Raw genomic sequence first — 23,036 nt, 5'->3', positions numbered from 1 at the left:
GACGCCGGATGGCTTAAAGAGTCGAAAAAAGTAAAAAAAGGAACGATAGGCAGAAAAAACAGCAGAAAGATCAAAAGAAAATCGAAAGAAAAGGAGGCAGAGAAGATTGACGATGCGAGATTGATTTGGTATAATATTCCAAAAATAATTATTGCATATAACATTACCGTAAAAGAATAAATATCATATGGAGAGAAATATGAACAGAGAAGTAGAAACAATCAGAGAAAAAGTACATACAACAGCAGATGCAGCATTATTTTTATGCTTTCAGGAAGTGAAGGGAAGCCATTCCAAAGGAGTGATCCGGCTGCCGCTGCTTCATTATGACATTCCGTTTGAGGGATACGGAGAAATGCTGCTTCGGATGAACCGCATTTATGACCTGCTCGGCATGCCGGATGCAGGAAGCTGTATGCGGAGCCTTTCAGAAGGGGAAAAAGAAGAGTGGGAATTTACAGATGAAATGAAGAACAATCAGGATACAACGCTTCCAGCCGGAACCGAGCGTATGGTCAGTATTCAGATTCAGTTCCGACAGCACTGTAGTCTGCAGGGATTTCTGATCTGCGGAAAACAGAAAGCAGGTTTTCGTTCAGCACTTGAAATGCTGTATTTACTGGAAGATTGTCTGCAGGAACAGGATAACTGAATACGGGAGAAAAACGCAACAGAATGAGAGTGGGAGCTATGAAGGAAGAAAAAAAGATCAGAAAGAAAATAAAAATTGAGGATTTGCTGCCAAGAGATCCCATCCAGGTGGATCTCGATGCAATCCTGGGCTATGTGAAGGGAAAAACAATCCTGGTAACAGGCGGAGGCGGTTCGATCGGAAGTGAGATCTGCCGCCAGCTGGCCGGACACGACGTCGGGCATCTGATCATTTTTGACATTTACGAAAACAATGCGTACCAGATCCAGAAATCTCTGGAATGGGAGTTCCCAGATCTCAAGTTGACAGTACTGATTGGTTCTGTGCGGGATGAGCGGAGGCTGGAATCAATTTTTTCGAAGTACCGGCCGGACATCGTCTTTCACGCAGCAGCCCACAAGCATGTGCCGCTGATGGAGGACAGCCCGAATGAAGCGATTAAAAACAATGTTATTGGAACCTTAAAAACGGCGCGCACAGCGAGCCATTATCAGGTAAAGAAGTTTATCCTGATATCAACAGACAAGGCAGTCAACCCGACCAACATCATGGGAGCGAGCAAGCGGCTCTGTGAGATGGTGATTCAGCTGATCGGAAGACACAGCACGACAGAGTTTGCAGCAGTGCGCTTTGGAAATGTACTGGGAAGCAACGGAAGTGTCATTCCGCTGTTCCGCCGTCAGATCGAACACGGCGGTCCGGTGACGGTTACGCATCCGGATATCATTCGATATTTTATGACGATTCCGGAGGCAGTCAGCCTGGTACTTGAGGCAGGCGCCTATGCGAAAAACGGTCAGATCTTTGTCCTGAATATGGGAGATCCGGTCAGAATCGCAGATCTGGCAAAAAATATGATCCGCCTTTCCGGATATGAGCCGGAAAAAGAAATCAAGATCAAATACATTGGCCTGCGACCCGGCGAAAAGCTGTATGAGGAACTTCTGATGAATGAAGAGGGCATGCAGACCACAGAAAACAGCCGGATTTTTATCGGCAGACAGATTGCATTTGACGAGAAGGTATTCCGGGAGCAGATAAAGGAACTCGCGAAGGAAGCGGAAAACGAATGTCCGGACATCTGTTATCTGGTAAAGAAAATGGTACCGGAATACCAGTACGAAGGAGAAAAACAGGGATGACGGACCTTCATGTACATATTCTGCCGGGAGTGGACGACGGATCCCCGAATTTGTCCACCTCCCTTGAAATGGCAGAAATGGCGGCACAAAGCGGGGTGCGTATCCTCGCGGTGACGCCGCATGCAAACCAGACGGGAATCGAAGGCGTGGAGGACGGATACGTCAACTACGAATCGGAACAGTTAGAAGAGCAATTTTACCGTCTGGAGAGGGAAATCAACAGAGAACACATTCCCATCAGCCTGGTGCGCGGTATGGAAATCATGAGCATCGGACCGCTGGGGAAAAAAATCAGAGAGAGAAAGCTGATACCGCTCCATGAGAGCCGCTATTATCTGATCGAGGTGCCGTTTGATATGGCGCCGGACGGAATCAGAAAGCGGCTGCTGGAATTTCCGGCGATGGGAAAAATCCCGGTGCTGGCGCATCCGGAGCGGTATTTCTGCGTGCAGGATACACCGGAGCTTCTATACGAATTCCGGGAAATGGGCGCGGTTTTGCAGATCAACAAAGGAAGCGTGTTTGGAAGATTTGGAGAAGAGGCGGAGCGGACAGCAAGGTTTCTACTGGAAAACCGCCTTGCGGGCTGTGTGGCAAGCGATGCCCACGGAGCTGATTACCGGACCACGGACATGCGGCCGGTCCGGCAGTTTCTGGAGGAGCGGTATGGAGAAGCGTATGCACAGCTTTTAGTGAAAGTGAATCCGAGAAGAATCCTGGAGGACCGTCAGATTTTCTATGAACCGTCCCCGGAACGAAAACGGAAAAGACGCTGGTTCCTCTAAAAACAGGAAGAATGGCGTTACAGAAACGAAAGGAGCATCTTTGATATGCACAAAACGAGAGCGGCAGTTCTCATTCTGTTTCTGGCTTCCACACTTGCCTTTGGCGGGTGTCTGGTGCGGCAGCAGACGGGAAAAGACGGAAAAGGGCCGGAAATTACGATGGACAACAGTGAGATTTCTGCCAGCATCCATGCAGAGGAGTCAGAACTTCTGGCCGGGGTAACTGCTTACGATAAAAAAGACGGCGATGTGACGAGTTCTCTTGCTGTGGAACATATTTCGAATTTTGTGGAAAAAGGGCGGCGGAAAATCAGTATCGTCGCCTTTGATTCCGATAACCACGTTACGCATGCGGAGCGGGAACTGGTGTATAATGATTACACCTCACCGGTCTTTTCCCTGGATCGCCCGCTGCGGTTCAGCCTGAATGCAGATGATCTGACAGAGGGACTTTCCGCGGAGGACTGCCTGGACGGAACGATTACCGACCGCATCCGGATTTCTTACGAGGATGAGATCAGCAGTACACCGGGACTGTACCACGTGACATATTCGGTTGCAAACCGCGCCGGAGATGTGACAAGTCTTCCGGTGACAGTAGAACTCTATGATCCGGCAGAGGAGAACGGAAAGCCGCAGATTACCCTGAGCGATTACCTGATTCATCTGGATCTGCAGCAGCCATTTGATCCGCAGGCATATCTGGAAAGCGTGAGTGTAGATCAGATGCTGTATGAAAAGAGAGAAGACGGTGCGCTTCATGCAGCTTCGTATGAAGAAGAGCTCCTGGGAGAAAACCAGTTTTCCATTGACAATCCGGTCGATACCGGAAGTGCGGGTGTTTATGAAGTGACATACACTGCGACAGCGGAGGATGGGCAGACTAGCTCCGTCCGCCTGATCGTCTGTGTAAACGAATAGGGGGGGATCCAGATGGGAGAATACGACAGAACAGGAAACGGGCAGAGCAGCAAAACAGACTGGGATCTCCGAAGTATCCTGTGCGACATTGCAAAAAACTGGTGGGTCATCCTTCTGATTGCCTGTTCGGCGGCGATGATAACCTATACTGTGATGGCGACTGTACACAAAGACCGGTATACGGTGAAAACCACATTTGCCGTTATGGGACGCGGGGTGGATGCCAATGCGGCATCGAGCCTGTCGGCCACATATGAGATGGCACAGAAATTTGAAGCAATTCTGGAAAATACGATTTTGAAGAAAAAAGTGATGGAGGAGCTTAGCTTGTCCTCGTTTCCGGCAAAAATGAATGATTCCATTGTGCCGGAATCCAATCTGATGGAGCTGTCTGTGACCGCAGATTCGCCGGAAATGGCATTTCGGATCTTAAAGTCGGTACTGAACAATTATACGAGCATTTCCGACTATATTATTCCGAATGTAGTGTTGGAGACACTGCAGCAGCCGCAGGTTTCCGGCGTGCCATCGAACCAGATTCCGACCAAAAAGTATGCCGCGACCGCATTTCTTGCGGCAGCCCTTGCTATGGCGGCACTCATCGGACTCTTTTCCTTTCTGCGGGATACCGTCAAAAATGAGGCAGAATTCACCCGCAAAATTGATGCGGACCTGCTGGGCGTTGTGTATCACGAAAAGAAGAAGAAAAACAGCTCCATGCTGATTACCAATCCGGCGCGGAGCTTTCTGTATGTGGAATCCTTAAAGCGTATTGCATCGCGTGTGCGGGGGCGTCTGGACCGAAAAGGCGGAAAAGTGCTGCTGGTGACCAGTGTGGCGGAAAATGAAGGAAAATCGACCCTTGCGGCAAATCTGGCGCTTGCCCTTGCAGAAGAGCAGAACCGTGTACTGCTTTTGGACTGCGATTTCCGACAGCCGGCGTTACATAAAATCTTTGAGATTCCGGAAAAAGACGGAAAGGATTTCGGAAAGGTTGTCCTCGGAAAAGAGTCGGCATCCGGCGTTTTTGAGAAACACAAGGATACCAACGTATATACCGGAATCTGCCGTAATCGTCTGGAAGAGCCGTCGCTTGCAATCGGCGGTGAGATTTTCCACCGGATTCTGGAGACATGCCGGACCAATATGGACTACATTATTCTGGATACGCCGCCGATGGGAATGACGGCGGATGCAGAAGAGCTTGCAGAGTATGCCGATGCGGCAGTTCTTTCCGTACGGCAGGACGGCGCACTGACGAGGGATATCAACGACGCGATTGATGCATTGAACCAGAAAGAGGAAAAAGTGATCGGCTGTGTATTTGGGAATGTTTATCCGGGATTCGGTGAGCGGATCGGCAACAGCTACGGTTATGGATATGGATACGGCACCTACAGCAGGGCAGAACGATAAGAGGGAGCAAAGAGCATGAGCAGAGAAACGTATGAAACCTATTCGGCGGAACCGGAGAAAATCGATCTGATCGCCTTTCTGGCAGAATATTTCCAGGCATTCCGAAAATTCTTTTTGGGCGTGCTGATTCTTGTGATCCTCATGGGAGGCGGCTCCTTTCTGACGGCAAAGCTGCGGTATCAGCCCATGTATGAGGCATACACCTCATTTGTGGTCGGATCAAACCGCGCGGTCGGCTATTCCTATTATGACAATGTGACGGCGCAGCAGCTTGGAAAAACCTTTCCTTATATCGTAACAAGCGGTGTATTAAAGGATGTTGTGGCACGGGATCTTCAGGTGGGAGCAGTGACATCCCAAATTGAGGCGAGTGTGATGGAAAACACCAACCTGTTCACGATTCGCGTCAAAGATTCTTCACCGGATACGGCATATCGCGTACTTCAGTCCGTCATAACCAATTATCCGGAGGTAGCAGAGTACATAATCGGTGCGACAACGCTGACGGTGGTAGACGACAGCGGCGTACCGGTATCCCCGATCAACAGCCAGGATGCGGTATATGCCGGAATGATCGGAGCAGCGGCGGGACTTGCCGTTGCACTGCTTTTGATTTTCATCTATGTGAGAACAAGAAAAACAATTCGCCAGGCAGAGGACGTGAAAAAGCTGACGAACGCAACGTTCCTTGGAAATCTGCCGGAGGCGAAAATTAAGAAACGAAGCAACGTAAAAGAACAGACCATCACGATCTGTAACCCCAAAGTGCCGGATTCCTTCAAAGAAGCGATGCAGCTCATCCGGACAAGAACAGAGGACGGGCTTGGAAAAGCCGACTGCCCGGTTCTGCTTGTGACAAGCTCTGTGCCGGGAGAGGGAAAGACAACCGTTGCCGTGAATCTCGCAGAAGCATTCGCAAAGAAAAAATACCGCGTAGTGCTGCTGGACGGAGATCTGCGAAATCCGTCGGTATTGAAGTGTATCGGACTTTCCGAGCGGAAGGGACGTGGAATCATAGGAGTGCTGAAAGGACAGATCAGCCTGGATGAGGCACTTACCGATTATCGGGATCTGTCGCTGAAAATTCTGCCGGGTGTCGGAAGTACACAAAATCCGGCCGGCCTGCTGCGTTCCGCGCGGATGAAAACGCTGATCGAAGAATTGAAAGAGGATGCGGATCTTCTGATTATTGATACGCCGCCGTGCGGAGTACTGTCGGATGCATCCCTTTTGGGCGGAATCGCAGATTCTGCAGTTCTTGTCGTACACCAGGGAACTACCAAGGACCGTGAAGTACAGCGGGCACTGGAATTCTTCGAGGATTCGCAAATTCCGGTCTGCGGCTATGTACTGAACGGCGTGCCGGAGGGTGCGACAGGCTACGGATACAGCACCTATGGCGGTTATGGCTACGGAAAATATGGTTATGGTTACGGAAAGTACGGCTATGGAAAAGAAAAAGAAGGCCGGAAAAGTAACCAGTCGGTGAAAGAATAGGGGGAAGAAAACATGAGGGAATCTGGAATTTATCAAATGTATCTGAAAAATCTGCTGGACCGGCTGCTTGCACTGGTTGGAACGGCAGCACTGTCGTGGTTGCTGATTTTGCTTGGCATAGCGATCCATCTCGATTCGCCGGGACCGATTTTCTTCCGGCAGAAGCGGGCAGGAAAGAACGGCACGTATTTTTACATATATAAATTCCGCACGATGCGTATCGATACCCCACATGATATGCCGACCCATATGCTGAATAATCCCGATCTTTTCATCACAAGAGTCGGACGGTTTCTCCGGAAAACATCCCTCGATGAGCTGCCACAGCTCTTTAATATCCTGAAGGGCGATATGGCGCTGGTTGGCCCGCGTCCGGCACTCTGGAATCAGTATGACCTCCTTACGGAGCGTGAGCAGTACGGCGCAAACAGCGTCCGTCCGGGTCTTACCGGATGGGCACAGATCCATGGACGCGATGAGCTGCCGATCCGGCAAAAAGCTGAACTGGATGGATATTATGTGCACCATATCCAGCTCAAAATGGATCTGGAATGTCTCTGGAGAACAGCAGGAGCCGTACTGCGGCAGGATGGAATTCACGAAGGAAGACTGGAAAAACAGCAGATGAAGGGTGCAAAAGAGGCTGTGAAGGTTGGGAAATAGAAGAAGATAAAAAAATAGCAAAGATAGCAAAAGATAGAAAAAGCAGTAAAAAACAGTAAAAGATAGAAAAAGTAGTAAAAGACAGCAAAAGATAGAAAAATAGCAAAGATAGCAAAAGATAGGAAGAAACGGGCAGGATGTTTTTGGGGATGAAAGCATGCTGCCCCGTTTTGCACAGAAGCTGGAAAATAATGAGAAAAGTAATTGCATATTGATTGAAAGATGATATAATTTATAAAGAAAAATAATGAAATTAGTAATGAAACAATGCGAAATATTACACCGAAACAGGAAAGAAAAATGAAAAAACGAATTCTAATTGTAACCAATCATTCGTATATGTTCTGGCAGTTTCGCAAAGAATTGGTGGAAGCCTTGCAGAAAGAGCATGAAGTGATTCTTGCCATGCCATTTGTCGGGCATGAAGAAGATTTTCGGAAAATGGGAATCGAGTGTATTCCTGTATCCATGAACCGACGTGGTGTGAATCCCTTTGCTGAGGCAAAGCTGTTGCGGGATTATAAGCGGCTTCTGCAAAAAATCAGCCCGGACTTTGTGCTTACATATTCCATTAAACCAAATATCTATATGGGTCTGCTCTGCAGTTGCAAAAAGATTCCCTATTATGCCAACGTGCAGGGACTTGGAACTGCATTCCAAAAACCAGTACTGGCCGGATTTGTTACGGTACTGTATCGAATCGCTTTCCGAAAAGTAAAATATGTCTTTTTTGAAAATAAAGAAAACGCCCGCGAATTTGGCGAACGAAACATCGTATCGGCAGATCGTCAGGTTGTCCTGCCCGGTGCGGGAATTAACCTGGAAAAATACAAAATGGAACCTTACCCGAACCACAGCCGTGTCCATTTTCTGTATCTCGGACGAATCATGAAAGAAAAAGGAATAGAAGAACTCTTTTATGCCGTTCGGCGGCTGAAAGAAGAAAACGAAGACTTTGTCCTTGATCTGGCCGGATTCTTTGAAGATATCTACAAAAAGCAGGTAGAAGAACTGGAACAGCTTGGAATCGCCCATTTTTACGGCTTTCAGTCAGACCCGCGCCCATTTTATACAGAAGCAGACTGTGTCGTTCTTCCCAGCTATCATGAAGGCATGAGCAATGTCCTCCTGGAAGCAGCGGCAACCGGCCGCCCCGTTATTACAAGCAATATCCCGGGCTGCCGGGAAAGCGTAGAAAATGGAAAAAGCGGTCTGCTGGTTGAAGCAAAAAACAAAGAGATGCTGTACCAGGCAATGAAAAAGATGCTGCATTGCAGCAGAGAAGAACGGGCAAAAATGGGAAAAGCAGGAAGAGAGAAGATGAAAAGAGAGTTTCGGAAGGAAGCTGTGGTGGAGAGAACGGTGAGGAGCCTGGAGTAAAAACAGGCAAAGACAAATCGGATCGGAAACTTACGAGGGAAATGGGAGTTGGAGAAAAGCTAAACGGATGATAGAGAGCAGCTTATAAATGCAGGTTCTTTGGGGAGGAGTAGTGCGAGGGATTGGACGTGTGCATATAAGCTGTTTTATATTTGAGGAATTGGGAAAGAGTAGGGACTTGAAAAAGAGTGAGGGGATTGGATTATAAAAGGGAACTGGAGAGAATGACATGACATTGACGAATTATCCCGTTAGCATTGCATAGTATAATTAAAACTATAAAGGAGAAATTGTATGTCACAATATATTTTTATATTGGTGTGGATTGCAGCAATGTTTTTTTTGAAGTCAGTAATGAGTGGTGGATATCGTGTAGAAAACATATTAGGTAAAAAAGAGTATAGGGTTTCGTGGGGATTTGCGGCGTTTGCTTTTTGTCCAGTTGTTATAATGGCAACATTTAGAGGGGATATGGGGGACAGCTATGCATATAAGACAATGTTTAGAAACTTGCCCAACACAATATCTGGTCTTTTAAACTATATCCCATCTGTAACAAAGGATAAAGGTTTTTCTGCATTAAGCGGTATTATAAAATGCATCTTTGGAAGTAATGATGTAGTATATTTCTGTGTGTTAGCAAGTATTCAAGCTATAATACTTGTTACGATTTATAGAAAGTATTCCACGAATTATTTGTTGTCTATTTTTTTGTTTATTGCGTCAACAGATTACTTATCATGGATGTTTAACGGTGTAAGACAGTTTGCCGCAGTAACGATAATTTTTGCATCAACAAAATTTATGTTAGAAAAAAAGTGGGTTCCTACTATTTTGATGATTTTACTTGCGTCTACAATGCATCAATCAGCGTTAGTGATGATACCTATTGTGATAATTGTGCAAGGTAAAGCATGGAATAAAAGGACGATTTTGTTTTTAAGTGCAGCATTAGTGGCGGTGACTTTTGTAAATCAGTTTACAAGTATACTGGATAATATGATGCAGGAAACGCAGTATGCAAACATGGTGAATGACTGGACCTTGTGGGGAGATGATGGAACTAATGTATTTAGGGTTTTAGTGTATTCTGTACCAACGATTTTGTCTCTTATTGGACTGAAATACATTCATTATGAAAATGATCCTGTAATCAATTTTTGTGCAAATATGTCAATTGTATCTACCGGATTATATATTATTTCCATGTTTACAAGTGGCATCTTTATTGGTCGTTTGCCAATTTATGCATCATTATATAATTATATTTTGTTGCCATGGGAAATAGATCATATGTTCACTAAAAAATCATCTAAAATCATGGGACTATTTATGGTGGTAGCGTATTTAGCGTTTTATTGGTATCAGGTTGTAATTACTTGGTGAAGAAAGATGAAATGCGATGAGAGGGATAAAGTTATGAATTATTGCCCCAAATTTACTGTTATTATACCTGTATATAATGTTGCTGCTTATTTAGCTAAATGCATTGATAGTGTTTTAAAACAGGAGTTCAAACAGTATGAAGTGATTTTGATTGATGATGGCTCAACAGATGAAAGTGGTACAATATGTGATAAATTTGCTGAACAAGATAAGAGAATAGTGGTCATTCATCAGAAAAACAAAGGATTATCTGCCGCAAGAAATATTGGAATAGAAAATGCGAAAGGAGAATACATATTATTTTTAGATAGCGATGATTATTGGCATGATAGTAGTGCGTTAAATATAATATATTCTCGATTGAACGTAAGTAATGCGGACATACTATCTTTTAATTACATGAAATTTTGTGATGATGTATTTGAAAAACCATATTTTAAACAAGATACTAATATGCCATTAGACAAACTGGAAAAGAATTCACTGGAATATCAAGTAGATCATGATTTATGGATTGCATGTGCTTGGAATAAAGTGATTAAAAGAGAATTATTTTATCAAGGGAAGCTATATTTTAATTTGGGAATTACATCCGAAGACATAGATTGGTGTTTGCGATTGGCGTTATATGCGGAAAAATTCGATTTTATCGCAAATGTGATTGTTTGCTACAGACAAAGAAAAACTTCAATTTCAAATAGTATTACAGTGCAAAAGATGGATATGCTTATTGATAATATTGAAGTTTGTTTGTCTTTGCTAGAAAAAGAACAAAAGATTCGAAAAATAGACATTTTAAAACCATATATAGGATATCAGTATGGAACTGCCATCTATTCAATGTCTTTTATTACCAATAAAAAAGAATACAATCGAATAATGAAAAGGTTGAACCAAAATAAGGATGTTTTAAGATGGTCAAAGAATCGAAAGGTTCAAATGCTTCAATTGGTAGATTATATAGGAGGAAATAAACTCTTAGTATTCTTATTAAGAATAAAAAACAGACTAAATAAGTTACAATGAAAGAATTGGAAAATATGAATTTAATTACAGTTTTTACACCTACATATAATAGAGCGTATTGCTTGAATAAATGTTATGAAAGTATGCAAAAACAATCTTGCAAAGCATTTGATTGGTTGATTGTTGATGATGGGTCAACAGATAATACAAAAGAACTTGTAGAAAAATGGATCAAACAAAAAACGGAGTTTAACATTCGATATATTTATAAAGAAAATGGAGGAATGCATACAGCGTATAATACAGCTTATGCGAACATAGATACAGAGCTTTCTGTGAATGTTGATTCAGATGATTATTTAACGGATACTGCTATTGAAGATATCTTATCATTCTGGAAAAAAAACAAGAGAGAGAATATTGGTGCAATATATGCATTAGATCAATATGAAGATGGTAATGTAGTAGGGACACCTTTTCCAAACGATTTAAAGGAATTCAAGGGGTGGGGATATAAAAATATAGTTTATTATAGTGGAGGAAAGAAAAAAGTCTTTCGAAATAGTGGTGATAAAAAGTTGATTGGTGTAACTGCTGTTATAAATAAATATCCGCCAATTCCAGTTTTTGAAGGTGAAAAATACCATAGTTTATATTATAAACAACATTTGTTGGAGAGAGATTACACTGTGTTAATTATGAATAAGCCGGTATGCGTGGTTGAATATATGAATGATGGAAGTTCAAAAAATATGTTTTATCAATATGTACGTAATCCTAAGGGATTTTGTAATGAACGTAGATATGTGATGAAATATGCACCTAGTTTTAAGCTAAAGATAGAGGCATGTATACATTATGTTGCAGAGAGTTTATTAGCAAAAGATTATTACTTCATAGGGCATTCAACAAATAGGCTTTTTACTTTAATTTCAGTAGTTCCAGGTGTGTTATTATATTTTATAATAAAAAGGAAAACAAAGAAATGAAAATTGCAATTATTATAGCATATTTTGGGAAATTGCCGGAGTATATACAATTGTTTTTGGATTCATGCAAACTTAATTATGGCTTTGAATGGCTGATTTTTTCAGATGATGATACAACTTATAACTATCCTAGTAATGTGCATCTGATTAAAATGAATTTCGGTGAGTGCAAAAAATTGATTCAGTCGAAGTTTGATTTTGAAATTACATTATCGAAACCGCAAAAGTTATGTGACTATAAATGTGCATATGGAGTGATATTTGAAGATTATATTCAGGACTACGATTGGTGGGGACATTGCGATTTAGACCAAATATTTGGGAATCTAAATATGTTTGTCACGGAGGATATGCTAAGAAAATATGATAAACTGTTTTCACTTGGACACTTGTCTTTATATAAAAACTCATATAAAAATAATAGAATTTTCATGGGAAAAATTGAAGGAAAGATCAGATATAAAGAAGTGTTTGTAACAGAACGAGGATGTGGATTCGATGAATGGCTGCCTGGAAATGTGAATGATATATATATGCAAACTAATAGTCCTATTATGCTAGAAAATATTGGTGCAGACATCAATCCTTATAAAACATCTTTCGAAACAGTTAGTTTTGATATTAATGAGCGATGCTACAAATCGAATCTTATTAGAAATTCTATATTTGAAGTAGCCAAGGGACATCTTTTTCAAATATATTCAGTTAATGGTGAGTTACATACAAGAGAGTTTCCATATGTTCATTTACAGAAAAGAAAGATGAGGGATTTGAGAAAAAATAAAAACTCTGATAATTACTATCTTATACCAAATTGCTTTATAGATAAGGATATTAATCCGAGTGTTTTATTGCGGGTATGTACGATATGGAGAGTATTCAATTATCAATTTTTTAGAGTGAAAATAAATAGTTTGAAATATAGATTTAAAAATTCTGATTGGAAGTTTACAAATGTATTTAAATAAGATCAAAACGGGATGAAATTTTTGAACTTTACAAACAAACATCTAAAGTGATTCATTTGTTTTGATTTGCTAAAGGCAGTAAGAAAAAAATAGAAATGGAAAATGAGATTGAAAAATCCAGCATATTTTGAATAGTATATAAAAATTTTAGTGACAAAGCGGAATATATCCATGAGTTTTTGCGTATGATCTGTTGGATATGGGAGTGCATATTATATAAATAAAAGTAAAGAGGAAGTAGAGGGTTATGAGTAACGACGGACATAGCAAAATTAAAATTTTGTTTGTGATTCATGATTTATCGGTTGGTGGCGCAGAAAAAGTACTAATTAACTTGGTAAACAATATGGATTATTTGAAATTTGATGTTACGGTACTTGCTTTGTTTGATGAAGGTGTTAATAAACAGTTTTTGAATTCTAAAATTAAATATCGTTACGCATTTAGACATGCGATTCGTGGAAATTCACATTATATGAAGTTGCTTTCTCCAAAACAACTTTACCGTTGGCTTGTATCGGATGAGTATGACATTGTGATTTCGTATTTAGAAGGGCCTTCGGCCAGAATTGTAGCAGGTTGTCCTAAAAACAAAACGAAGATTGTGTCTTGGATTCATTGTACATATCATAATAAAGAAGAATTGGCAAAATCATTTCGTGACATTAAAGAGGCGTACAAGTGTTACGAGAAGTCAGACAGAATGATTTTTGTGTCAGAGGAAGTAAAACAAGCTTTTATTAGATATTGTCCGATAAAATGTGAAACGCATGTATTATATAACACAAATGAATCTGAAAAAATCATTGTGAAAGCTGCTGAAAGGATAGAAGAAGACTTATTTAAAAAAAACACTTTTTTTTGGTGTGGCGTAGGAAAAATTGTTCCGAATAAAGGTTTTGATCGAATGATTAGGATTCAAAGACGTTTGCTCGAAGAAGGATATGACGTACAATTGTTGATTTTAGGCACTGGATGGCAACAAAAGGAATTAGAAAATTTGTGTGAGGAGAATGGTGTTTCAAATGCAGTTACTTTTTTGGGATATCAAACAAATCCATATAAATACGTTTCTAATTGTGATTTGTTTGTATGTGCTAGTTACGCAGAAGGTTTTTCTACTGCAACAACCGAAGCGTTAATTGTAGGAACACCAGTATGTACGGTGAATGTGTCAGGCATGAAAGAAATGCTTGGTGAAAATGATGAGTTTGGCGTTATAGTGGAGAATAATGAAGAAGCTTTGTATTCGGGAATTAAAAAATTAATGGATAATCCAGAGTTGTTAAAGCACTATAAAAATATGTCAATTCAACGCGGAAAAGCGTTTAGCACAGCAGAAACAGTAAATGCTGTACAAAATATGTTGATTCGACTAATGGAGGAATAAGGTGAATTATCTAAAAGAGTTAATATATCGAATACGTGGTGAATATACAACGGAAAAGCTTATAAAAATGGGAATGAGAGTAGGTGAAAATTTTACTCGTCTGAATGATGTCATTCTTGATCCAGCACATTGTTGGTTAATTGAAATTGGTAATAATGTGACAATGGCACCTAGAGTACATGTGCTTTGCCATGATGCAAGTACAAAACAGTTTATCGGTTACACTAAAATAGGTGGGGTGAAGGTTGGAAATAATGTATTTGTAGGTGCGGACACGGTTATTTTGCCTAGTGTAACTATCGGAAATAATGTGATAATTGGTGCTCATAGCACAGTTACACATGATATTACGGACAATTCAGTAGTAGTAGGTTCACCAGCCAAGATTATTTGTTCATTGGATGAGTATTTAGGAAAAGAAAAAAAACGAATGAAAAACAGTAAGTGTTATGGAGAGGAATATACTTTAAGAAAAAATGTTTCTATGGAAATGAGAATGAAACAGAACGAAGAGCTGAAAGGTAAAATAGGGTATATTGACTGATGAGCAGTGTTTTAATATCAATTATAGTACCTGCGTACAACATTGAATCACATATTGGTCGTTGTTTGGATAGCATCCTTGCGCAGACGCATAAGAGGATAGAAATAATAATTGTAGACGATGGTTCGACAGATGGTACAGGAATAATAATTGATCAATATGCATCAATAGATCAGCGTATTATTCCAATCCATAAAGAGAATGGTGGGGTAACTAGTGCAAGAATTGATGGAATAAAAAAAGCATCAGGTGAATATCTGGGATTTGTGGATGGAGATGATTATATTGAACCAGAAATGTTTGAGAAACTGCTGGATAATGCGATAAAGTATGACGCTGATATTTCACATTGTGGATATCAAATGGTCTTTCCAGGTCGCGTAGAGTATTACTATAATACAGGGCGAATTGTGCAGCAGGATAAAATAGCTGGTTTAAAAGATCTGTTGTCAGGTTCATTCATTGAGCCTGGTTTGTGGAACAAACTTTATCATAAGAAATTGTTTTATACTTTATTATATGAAAATGTTATGCCAATGGATATAAGAATAAATGAAGATGTATTAATGAATTATTGGCTATTTAAAGCTGCAGATTCAGCAGTGTATGAAGATTTTTGTCCATATCATTATATTCTACGTAAAGATTCAGCTGCTACATCAATACTAAATGAGCATAAATTAAAAGATCCTGTGCGTGTGATGAGAATAATTCAACAAGATTCAAAGGATATTCCAGAAGTCAAAGAAGTTGTTGAGGAAAGACTGACAAGGCAGTTAATTGCTATATCTATCTTATCAGTTAAGAAACAAGGGGAGCTAATCAGACCTTTCCGAAAAGAAATTCGTAATGAATTAAGAACAAAATTAAAGTTGATTTTATCAAACTCTTATATGAGTAAATCAGTAAAGATAAGGGCAGGATGGGTCGTTTTATTTCCGGATAGTTATTGTTGGTTTCATACGTTATATGCCAAAATTACCGGCTTGGATAAGAAGTATAAGATAGAATAAGGAGATAAGGATGAAAGACCTGATCAGTGTTATAGTTCCTGTCTACAATGTAGAATCATATTTAAATAGGTGCATTGAATCACTTGTTCGACAGACGTACAAATATTTGGAAATCATATTAGTAGATGATGGATCACTGGATGGATGTCCCCATATATGTGACAAATGGAGCGAAAGGGATAATAGAATCCATGTGATACATAAAACGAATGGAGGATTATCCTCAGCAAGAAATGCAGGCTTAAAGGTTGCTAAAGGTGAATATATTGCATTTTTGGATAGTGATGATTGGATTCATACAAAATTTATAGAACATTTATACATAACAATAAAAGATTATAAAGTGGATATCGCAGCATGTGATATTTGCCAGGTATATACTGAAAAACAGGATGAGAAGATAAACAAACTATCGGTAAAGATATATTCAACCGAGGAAGCATTAGAAACGTTGATTAATGGTGAAACATTTAGAGCTGTTGCATGGAATAAACTATATCATAAAAATATGCTGATTGGTGAGCAATTCGAAACTGGACGTTATCACGAAGATGAATTTTTCACGTATAGAATTATGGCAAAAACCAATAAACTGGCTTATGTAGATGAGAAATTATACTATTACTTTCAACGTAAAGGTAGCATTATGAACTCTATATCTTATAAACATCTAGATGCGTTGGATGCATATTTGGAGAGAATTGCATATTTCAAAGACCTGTATCCCAAATTATATAAAATCGACAAAATGAGGTTTTGCATAGCATGTATATATTTTTATCAAGAAACCTTCAAGCTAAATGATAAAGAAAAAAGAGAGTGCAAGAATAGAATTAAGTCTAGTAGACATAGCATAAGATTTAATTGTTCTGAGTTAAAACAATACTCTTTAAAAGAAAGTATCAGTATAGTTGGCAGTCGTGTATGTATTGGATTATTGAGTCAGTTAATGTCATTAAAAAGGAATAAATTAAAATGAAAACGTTAACGTCAAGAATAAAAAGACGAGTTTTATTGCTTATTAATAATTTTAAATCAGATTGTGCCTTTTCGATATTGTATGCGCTATTAAGAGTTATGGATGAACTTTGTGGACGAGTTCACTTGAATAAACTTTCAAATATAGCACACGAAAAAAAAGATAAATGGATATTAAATTATTTGGAAAGACAATTGAGTGACTTGATCCAAAAATATAAAAACATTGATGATATAGGCGTGTTTGAAGAAAATGCACCTGTATGGGTTTGTTGGTGGACTGGTGTAGAAATGGCACCTGATTTAGTAAAGCAGTGTATAAAAAGTATTAGAAAACAAACTGGTTCTCATCCAGTACATGTTATTGACCAAAATTCATATTCGGTTTATATAGACATACCTGATTATATGATGCACAAAGTAAAAAATGGACAAATGGGAATAGCACATTTATCGGATTACATACGTGTTTCGTTGCTTGAAAAGTACGGTGGCTTATGGTTAGATTCTACAATATTTTGTGCATCTTCTTTGCCAGAATCATATTTCGAGTTGCCTTTTTTTACTTGTAAAAGTAATCCGACCTCTTGTGGTTATTTGTCACAAATGAGATGGACAACGTTTGTATTAGGGGGATGGAGAGGAAATGTTTTCTATCGATTTATAAAAGAAGCATTTGAAGAATACTGGTCACAAGAGCAAGCAGCAGTTGATTATTTGTTTTTTGATTATTTGATAGAAGTAGCAAGATGTGAAATTCCGGCAATATCTATGTTCCTGAAGAAAGTGCCAAATAACAATTTGCATAGAGATGATTTACAGGCTGCAATGAATCAGGCAATTGGTAGCGAAAATTTTGAACAAGTTATCAAATCTGATACTGTATTATATAAATTATCTTGGAGAGAAACGTATAGATTAAGAACAATTGATGGTAGTGAAAGTATTTATCAATATTTTTTAAACTATCATTTTTAGACAATAGGAAGGAAAAAGTTGATACCAAAAATAATTCATTATTGCTGGTTTGGGGGAAATCCCAAATCAAATCTTATAAAACAGTGTATTGATAGTTGGAAAAAATATTGTCCTGATTATCAGCTTATCGAGTGGAATGAGAGCAATTTTGATATAAATTGTAATCCATATGTGAAAGCAGCGTATGAAGATAAGAAATGGGCTTTTGTGTCAGATTATGTCAGACTGTACATTGTGTATAACCAGGGAGGAGTATATCTTGACACGGATGTATTATTGCATAACGGGATTGATGAATTGTTGAAAAATAGCTGTTGGATGGCGTCTGATGATGTGAGATATATAAGTACGGGGCTTGGCTTTGGCGCAGAAAAGGGAAATTGGTTAATTAAAGCAATAATGGAGGCATATGAAGGATATGAGTATCCTTCGGGGACAAATGTTACTCGTGATACTGTGGTTATTGAAAAACAACTATCAGAGTGGAAAAAAACTGATAGAACTCAGTTAGTAAATGGTATTATGTTAATCGGATTAAAAGATTATGGTAAGTATGCAACACATTTATATACATATACATGGGCAGATGACGAAGTACGGAAAAAAAGAGAAGCTGATATTATGGCGGATAAAAAGAAATCTAGTAGAACAAAAGTGATCTGGAAGATAAAAACCATATTGAGAAATCCTCGCTTTATTTCTTTTTTTGATGGTGTGAGAGGAACTAAAATAGATAAAGTATATACATTCATTGCGTATGATTTGTTGGATTATGGATTATTATATTTTGTTCAGAGACTTTTGAGAAAAATAAGGAAGTGATGATTGTGAATGTAGAGATAACTGTATTTACACCGACGTATAATCGTGCTTATATTATTAATCGATTATACGAGTCATTGCAAAGACAGGAAATTCATAATTTTGAATGGCTGGTTGTGGATGATGGATCTGTGGATGAAACAGAGGAGCTATTTAGAACATGGATGAACAACGAAAGTAAATTTCCTATTCGTTATTACAAAAAAAAGAATGGTGGAAAATGTAGAGCAATTAATTTCGCATTGGATCTTGCAAAGGGAAAATTGTTTTTTGTTGTTGATTCAGATGATTATTTGACAGATGATGCGTTGAAGAAAATAATTGCATGGGAAAAGTCATTACCAAAAGATGAAAAATACTGTGGTGTAGCCGGAAATCTTGGTATGAGTTCCAATTTTACACCGAACACATTGTTTGAAACAGATTATTATGATGGGACATTGCTGGATCGATACCGGAATATTGACGGAGAGAGAGCGTTGGCTTTTTTTACGGAGATTCATAAAAAATATAGATATCCAGAGTATTCCGGAGAAAAATTTATGACTGAAGCAGTAATATATAACAGAATGGCTAATGATGGATATAAGATGCGATTCTACAATGATATAGTTTGGATATATGAATATCGAAGTGATGGACTAACCAAGGCGGGTAATTCACTTTTTTTGAATAATCCAAGAGGGTATGGACTTTGGTTAAAAGAAAAAGCACTTTTTATGAATTTTTCTCTAATAAAAAGAATTAAAATGTATTATACTTTTTCATGCGATTTGATAGGTAAATATAGCACTAAAGTCATTGCTGAGTGTATAGGAGCTCCAGTTGTAATGATTAGAGCATTGATTTCAATACATACGTTAGGTGCGTTAATTAGAAGAAAAAGATAGAGCAAAGCCCTGGTTGAAGTTGCGCACAACAGTGTTGGACTTAACGGAAAAATTGAAACAAAAAGTGAATTGTATATGCTGCTTGAAGAGCAGCGATTATGGACTTCGCAGTTGGAAGCCATCAAAAAAGTACTTGAGGAAATAATCCGAAGAGTATCGTATGTGGAGAAGTTATTCGCCATTAAAAGAGTAGGAAGCATCACAATAGCAGGATTCATAGCTGAGGTGGGTGATATCAGACGTTTTGATTCACCGAAACAGATCCAGCATAAAGGGAGAACCCGGATTAGCAAACGCGGGAGAAGAAAACACAGAAAGATCTGGTATCAGGTAATGGTATCGTTGCTTGCAAGAAACAAGGAGTTCCGTGGAATTTATGATCATTATGTAATCTGTGTAAAGAATCCGTTGAAACGGTGACAGGAAAAGGTTGCTGTCAGCGGTAAATTGATCCGTGTATTTTATGCGAAAATGATGTCAGATATCCATCAGGAAGGCAACTTTATAGCCGCTTGAGCAAGAAGTACTGTAAACAGGAAAGCGTCCGCCATCAATGGTGCTGTGAAACAGGAATGCAAAAAATATGAGAAAAAGTAGAGCCAGTAGCTGCATTGACATTTTTTATAGGGCAACGACCCTGCTAAAGGAGCATGAGCAGCACACAACTATGGATAAGGAGAACGAAGAAATTTAGGATCCGTCAGATGGCGGTGATTCTAGTAGACATGAGAGGTTAGTTACTGTAGGTGAAGGTGGGGAACAGGAAGGCCTTCATAAAAAGAAGCAAAGATGTTTTAGTTCTTGTATCTAAAATTATCAGAAATGGACTCCATGAAGTCACTTCATATCCAGAAAACTCTATTTTGGAGATATATGTAACTTATTAACTGTTCATCAAATCCAGTAAAATCAAGGCGTTTTGTTGAACGTGCACTAAAAAGAACAGAGAGAGATCAAATGATTAATTTATATCTTCATGCGGGAAGCGATAATCATGGATGTGAAGCTATTGTTCGTTCTACCGTAAGCATATTAAATGAAAAAAGTAGACTATACTCATTAAATGCGGATAAAGACTTGAAATATGGATTAGATACAATATGCGATATAAAGAGAGATACGGTAACGGTATATCCCAAGAAGAGTTTGAAATGGTTTATTTCTGCAGCCCAGACAAAAATTAGTGGAAAAATAGATTTAGCTGTCAAAATTCAAAGGAAAGAGTTGCTTAAAAATATTATATCCAAAGAAATTTTTCTTTCGATAGGTGGAGATAATTATTGCTACCCAGGAACAGATGTTTTGGCAGCGGTCAATAGAAATATAAAGAAAAAAGGTGCCAAGTTAGTTCTTTGGGGATGTAGTGTTGAACCAAAACTGCTTAAAAATCCAGAAATTGTAGCAGATTTAAAAGAATTTGATTTGATTACAGCAAGAGAGTCAATTTCTTATAATGCATTAAAAACAATTAATATTAACACTGTAAAGGTTGCAGATCCGGCATTTACACTTCCTAAGAAGTTGTTATCTCTACCAGATAATTGGTTAGAAAGAAACATGGTTGGAATAAATGCTAGTCCATTGATTCTTCAGAATGGAAAAGATTCAAATACTGTTTATATGGCATATAGAATGCTTATTCAAGAAATTCTTGATCATACAGATTGTGGAGTTGCACTGATCCCACATGTGGTATGTGATGGTAATAATGATTTGGAAGTGCTTGCGCAACTCTATGATGAATTTAAAGATAATGATAGAATCATGCTAATTGGAGATCATAACTGCATGGAACTGAAAGGATATATTGCACGTTGTCGATTTTTTGTTGGTGCAAGAACGCATGCTACTATTGCTGCATATTCTTCTTGTGTGCCCACACTGGTATTAGGATACTCAGTTAAATCGCGTGGCATTGCGAGAGATTTATTTGGCAATGAAGAAAACTACGTTTTACCAGTGCAATCGTTACAAGAACCAGATGAATTGACAAAGCATTTCAGATGGCTTGTAGGGCATGAAAAAGAAATAAAAGATCATTTAGAAAAAATTATGCCGGAATATATTTCGAAAGCATATTCAGGGAAAATGGCACTGGATAAATTAGTTCGATGAGGTGAATGCAGTGCAAAAAAATGAGTTGAAATCGGGAGTGATTTTGTCGTACATTAACTTGGGGCTTGGCACAGTTATTCCTTTTATATATACACCAATTATGCTCCGAATGTTAGGACAAGCAGAATATGGTTTATTTTCGCTTGCTTCGTCCGCCGTTTCTTACTTATCATTATTGAGTTTTGGATTCGGAAGTACTATTATTAGGTATATTTCTAAATATCGTGCAGAGAAAGATAAAAAATCAGAAGAAAAGGCATTTGGTTTTTTCTTAATTTTATACTGTGTATTAGCTTTGCTAGTTCTATTATGTGGGGCAATCATTGCAAATAATGTTGAAGCAATATTTCAAAAAGGATTATCAGCTAATGAATTGAAAAAAATGAAAGTTCTGGTAATGATAATGACATTTAACTCAGCATTATCATTTCCAAACAGTGTCTTTTCATCAATGATAACAGCGAATGAGAAGTATATCTTTAGAAAACTTGTTGATATGTTTTCAACTGTATTAGCTCCACTGGCAAATTTAGTTGCGTTGTATTTGGGGTACGCTTCTGTAGGAATGGCAACAGCGGCAACCGTGGTTCAATTTTTGATGCTCCCTGTGAATATTTATTATTGTCTTAGAAAGTTACATATTAAACCAGTTATAGAAAAACTTCCAATAGCACTAATTAAAGAAATGTTAGGATTTTCGGTGTTTGTTTTTATTGGTTCGATTGTAGATATGTTATTCTGGGCTACTGATAAAGTTATTTTAGGAATGTTATCCGGGAGTGTCGCTGTTGCAATTTATAATGTGGGCGGTACTTTTAATAATATGGTTATGAATTTGTCAACATCAATATCTGGAGTATTGACACCTAGAGTGACGGGGATGGTCGTAAAAGATGCATCCAAGGATGAATTAACGAATTTGTTTATTCGAGTTGGAAGATTACAGTTTATTGTAATTGCTTTGATAGTGTCTGGTTTTACTGCTTTTGGACAAGCTTTTATTACATTATGGGCTGGAAAGGATTATCATGACGCATATTGGGTTGCTATTTTGACAATGTTTCCTCTGTGCGTTCCGTTGATTCAAAACATTGGTTTAACGATTGTTACTGCTCAGAATAAGCATCAGTTTAGATCCATCATATACATGATTATTGCAATACTTAATGTAGTGACAACTTATATTGCGGTTCCATATTGTGGCATTTTGGGGGCGGCTACTTGTTCTTGTTTTGCATATATCCTAGGACAAGGTATTGTGATGAATATTTACTACTACAAAGTGACAGGATTGGATATTCCTTTGTTCTGGAAAAATATTTTAAAAATGGCCATTGTTCCAGGAATAATGATGTTTAGTGGTTTACTGATAAATAGAATATATGAAATTGATAACTGGATTATTTTTTTGATCGGGATAATTGTTTTTACTGGCATCTATATTGTGTTAATGTATGAAGTTTCATTTAATGAATATGAAAGAAGTATTTTTAGAGAACCATTGAAGAGGATAATCAAAAGAATCAAGGGATAAGAAGGTG

21 protein-coding genes and 1 pseudogene are annotated in these 23,036 nt (G+C 38.7%); all 22 read left to right on the top strand.

The features are described 5' to 3' along the window. Positions 1 to 199 precede the first annotated feature (199 nt). The 22 genes and pseudogenes from DWX00_RS08485 to DWX00_RS08380 all read left to right on the top strand — a co-directional run bounded on the left by DWX00_RS08485 (position 200) and on the right by DWX00_RS08380 (position 23,029). Positions 200 to 652, top strand: a complete 453-nt coding sequence (locus DWX00_RS08485) for a hypothetical protein (protein ID WP_022461015.1) — start codon at positions 200 to 202, stop codon at positions 650 to 652. Positions 653 to 714: 62 nt separating this feature from the next. After that, positions 715 to 1,794, top strand: a pseudogene (locus DWX00_RS08480) (UDP-N-acetylglucosamine 4,6-dehydratase family protein); the annotation flags it as partial. Next, a complete protein-coding gene (locus DWX00_RS08475) occupies positions 1,791 to 2,579 on the top strand; it encodes a tyrosine-protein phosphatase (protein WP_022461013.1) in 789 nt (262 codons plus the stop codon). The pseudogene DWX00_RS08480 and the gene DWX00_RS08475, both read left to right, overlap by 4 nt. 45 nt (positions 2,580 to 2,624) lie before the next feature. Then, positions 2,625 to 3,500, top strand: a complete 876-nt coding sequence (locus tag DWX00_RS08470; protein ID WP_022461012.1) for a hypothetical protein — start codon at positions 2,625 to 2,627, stop codon at positions 3,498 to 3,500. 12 nt (positions 3,501 to 3,512) lie between these two features. Then, positions 3,513 to 4,916 carry a polysaccharide biosynthesis tyrosine autokinase gene (locus DWX00_RS08465; RefSeq protein ID WP_022461011.1) on the top strand — a complete coding sequence of 468 codons (1,404 nt, stop codon included), beginning with the start codon at positions 3,513 to 3,515 and terminating at the stop codon, positions 4,914 to 4,916. Between the two features lie 15 nt (positions 4,917 to 4,931). Continuing rightward, positions 4,932 to 6,413 carry a polysaccharide biosynthesis tyrosine autokinase gene (locus DWX00_RS08460; RefSeq protein ID WP_022461010.1) on the top strand — a complete coding sequence of 494 codons (1,482 nt, stop codon included), beginning with the start codon at positions 4,932 to 4,934 and terminating at the stop codon, positions 6,411 to 6,413. 12 nt (positions 6,414 to 6,425) lie between these two features. Further along, a complete protein-coding gene (locus DWX00_RS08455) occupies positions 6,426 to 7,076 on the top strand; it encodes a sugar transferase (protein ID WP_243037989.1) in 651 nt (216 codons plus the stop codon). A 300-nt stretch (positions 7,077 to 7,376) separates the two neighbouring features. Beyond that, positions 7,377 to 8,456 carry a glycosyltransferase family 4 protein gene (locus tag DWX00_RS08450; protein ID WP_118595063.1) on the top strand — a complete coding sequence of 360 codons (1,080 nt, stop codon included), beginning with the start codon at positions 7,377 to 7,379 and terminating at the stop codon, positions 8,454 to 8,456. 294 nt (positions 8,457 to 8,750) lie between these two features. Continuing rightward, entirely contained in the window at positions 8,751 to 9,842 is a 1,092-nt protein-coding gene (locus DWX00_RS08445) for an EpsG family protein (protein WP_117802037.1), read from the top strand. Between the two features lie 6 nt (positions 9,843 to 9,848). After that, a complete protein-coding gene (locus DWX00_RS08440; RefSeq protein WP_117802038.1) occupies positions 9,849 to 10,868 on the top strand; it encodes a glycosyltransferase family 2 protein in 1,020 nt (339 codons plus the stop codon). A 14-nt stretch (positions 10,869 to 10,882) separates the two neighbouring features. Continuing rightward, positions 10,883 to 11,797 (top strand): glycosyltransferase family 2 protein, encoded by a 915-nt coding sequence (locus tag DWX00_RS08435; RefSeq protein WP_243037988.1) that lies wholly within the window; start codon positions 10,883 to 10,885, stop codon positions 11,795 to 11,797. Beyond that, entirely contained in the window at positions 11,794 to 12,765 is a 972-nt protein-coding gene (locus DWX00_RS08430) for a DUF6625 family protein (protein ID WP_117802040.1), read from the top strand. The genes DWX00_RS08435 and DWX00_RS08430 overlap by 4 nt, the downstream gene beginning before the upstream one ends. Positions 12,766 to 13,012: 247 nt before the next feature. Beyond that, positions 13,013 to 14,155, top strand: coding sequence for a glycosyltransferase (locus DWX00_RS08425; protein WP_117802041.1), 1,143 nt, complete (start codon positions 13,013 to 13,015; stop codon positions 14,153 to 14,155). Position 14,156: 1 nt separating this feature from the next. After that, a complete protein-coding gene (locus tag DWX00_RS08420; RefSeq protein WP_117802042.1) occupies positions 14,157 to 14,699 on the top strand; it encodes an acyltransferase in 543 nt (180 codons plus the stop codon). Further along, positions 14,699 to 15,712, top strand: coding sequence for a glycosyltransferase family 2 protein (locus DWX00_RS08415; RefSeq protein WP_117802043.1), 1,014 nt, complete (start codon positions 14,699 to 14,701; stop codon positions 15,710 to 15,712). The genes DWX00_RS08420 and DWX00_RS08415 overlap by 1 nt, the downstream gene beginning before the upstream one ends. Before the next feature lie 10 nt (positions 15,713 to 15,722). Next, positions 15,723 to 16,691, top strand: a complete 969-nt coding sequence (locus tag DWX00_RS08410) for a glycosyltransferase family 2 protein (protein ID WP_117802044.1) — start codon at positions 15,723 to 15,725, stop codon at positions 16,689 to 16,691. Continuing rightward, entirely contained in the window at positions 16,688 to 17,668 is a 981-nt protein-coding gene (locus DWX00_RS08405) for a capsular polysaccharide synthesis protein (RefSeq protein ID WP_117802045.1), read from the top strand. The genes DWX00_RS08410 and DWX00_RS08405 overlap by 4 nt, the downstream gene beginning before the upstream one ends. 18 nt (positions 17,669 to 17,686) lie before the next feature. Continuing rightward, entirely contained in the window at positions 17,687 to 18,490 is an 804-nt protein-coding gene (locus tag DWX00_RS08400) for a glycosyltransferase family 32 protein (RefSeq protein WP_117802046.1), read from the top strand. Positions 18,491 to 18,495: 5 nt separating this feature from the next. After that, on the top strand, positions 18,496 to 19,380 hold the full coding sequence (locus DWX00_RS08395) for a glycosyltransferase family A protein (protein ID WP_158568347.1): 885 nt from the start codon (positions 18,496 to 18,498) through the stop codon (positions 19,378 to 19,380). Positions 19,381 to 19,455: 75 nt separating this feature from the next. Beyond that, positions 19,456 to 19,800 carry a transposase gene (locus tag DWX00_RS08390; protein WP_117802048.1) on the top strand — a complete coding sequence of 115 codons (345 nt, stop codon included), beginning with the start codon at positions 19,456 to 19,458 and terminating at the stop codon, positions 19,798 to 19,800. Between the two features lie 537 nt (positions 19,801 to 20,337). Continuing rightward, a complete protein-coding gene (locus tag DWX00_RS08385; protein WP_117802049.1) occupies positions 20,338 to 21,495 on the top strand; it encodes a polysaccharide pyruvyl transferase family protein in 1,158 nt (385 codons plus the stop codon). 10 nt (positions 21,496 to 21,505) lie between these two features. Beyond that, entirely contained in the window at positions 21,506 to 23,029 is a 1,524-nt protein-coding gene (locus DWX00_RS08380) for an oligosaccharide flippase family protein (protein WP_117802050.1), read from the top strand. Positions 23,030 to 23,036 lie beyond the last annotated feature (7 nt).

Origin of the sequence: Blautia sp. AF17-9LB, assembly GCF_003479185.1 — a bacterium.
Lineage (GTDB): Bacteria > Bacillota > Clostridia > Lachnospirales > Lachnospiraceae > Fusicatenibacter > Fusicatenibacter saccharivorans.
The sequence above is the reverse complement of the archived record's forward strand: the minus strand, read 5'-3'. Positions and strand labels throughout refer to the sequence as shown.

Coding starts and splice junctions, on each gene's coding strand:
- DWX00_RS08485 (WP_022461015.1), top strand. CDS start 200: ATGAACAGAGAAGTAGAAACAATCAGAGAAAAAGTACATACAACAGCA.
- DWX00_RS08475 (WP_022461013.1), top strand. CDS start 1,791: ATGACGGACCTTCATGTACATATTCTGCCGGGAGTGGACGACGGATCC.
- DWX00_RS08470 (WP_022461012.1), top strand. CDS start 2,625: ATGCACAAAACGAGAGCGGCAGTTCTCATTCTGTTTCTGGCTTCCACA.
- DWX00_RS08465 (WP_022461011.1), top strand. CDS start 3,513: ATGGGAGAATACGACAGAACAGGAAACGGGCAGAGCAGCAAAACAGAC.
- DWX00_RS08460 (WP_022461010.1), top strand. CDS start 4,932: ATGAGCAGAGAAACGTATGAAACCTATTCGGCGGAACCGGAGAAAATC.
- DWX00_RS08455 (WP_243037989.1), top strand. CDS start 6,426: ATGAGGGAATCTGGAATTTATCAAATGTATCTGAAAAATCTGCTGGAC.
- DWX00_RS08450 (WP_118595063.1), top strand. CDS start 7,377: ATGAAAAAACGAATTCTAATTGTAACCAATCATTCGTATATGTTCTGG.
- DWX00_RS08445 (WP_117802037.1), top strand. CDS start 8,751: ATGTCACAATATATTTTTATATTGGTGTGGATTGCAGCAATGTTTTTT.
- DWX00_RS08440 (WP_117802038.1), top strand. CDS start 9,849: ATGAAATGCGATGAGAGGGATAAAGTTATGAATTATTGCCCCAAATTT.
- DWX00_RS08435 (WP_243037988.1), top strand. CDS start 10,883: ATGAATTTAATTACAGTTTTTACACCTACATATAATAGAGCGTATTGC.
- DWX00_RS08430 (WP_117802040.1), top strand. CDS start 11,794: ATGAAAATTGCAATTATTATAGCATATTTTGGGAAATTGCCGGAGTAT.
- DWX00_RS08425 (WP_117802041.1), top strand. CDS start 13,013: ATGAGTAACGACGGACATAGCAAAATTAAAATTTTGTTTGTGATTCAT.
- DWX00_RS08415 (WP_117802043.1), top strand. CDS start 14,699: ATGAGCAGTGTTTTAATATCAATTATAGTACCTGCGTACAACATTGAA.
- DWX00_RS08410 (WP_117802044.1), top strand. CDS start 15,723: ATGAAAGACCTGATCAGTGTTATAGTTCCTGTCTACAATGTAGAATCA.
- DWX00_RS08405 (WP_117802045.1), top strand. CDS start 16,688: ATGAAAACGTTAACGTCAAGAATAAAAAGACGAGTTTTATTGCTTATT.
- DWX00_RS08390 (WP_117802048.1), top strand. CDS start 19,456: ATGCTGCTTGAAGAGCAGCGATTATGGACTTCGCAGTTGGAAGCCATC.
- DWX00_RS08385 (WP_117802049.1), top strand. CDS start 20,338: ATGATTAATTTATATCTTCATGCGGGAAGCGATAATCATGGATGTGAA.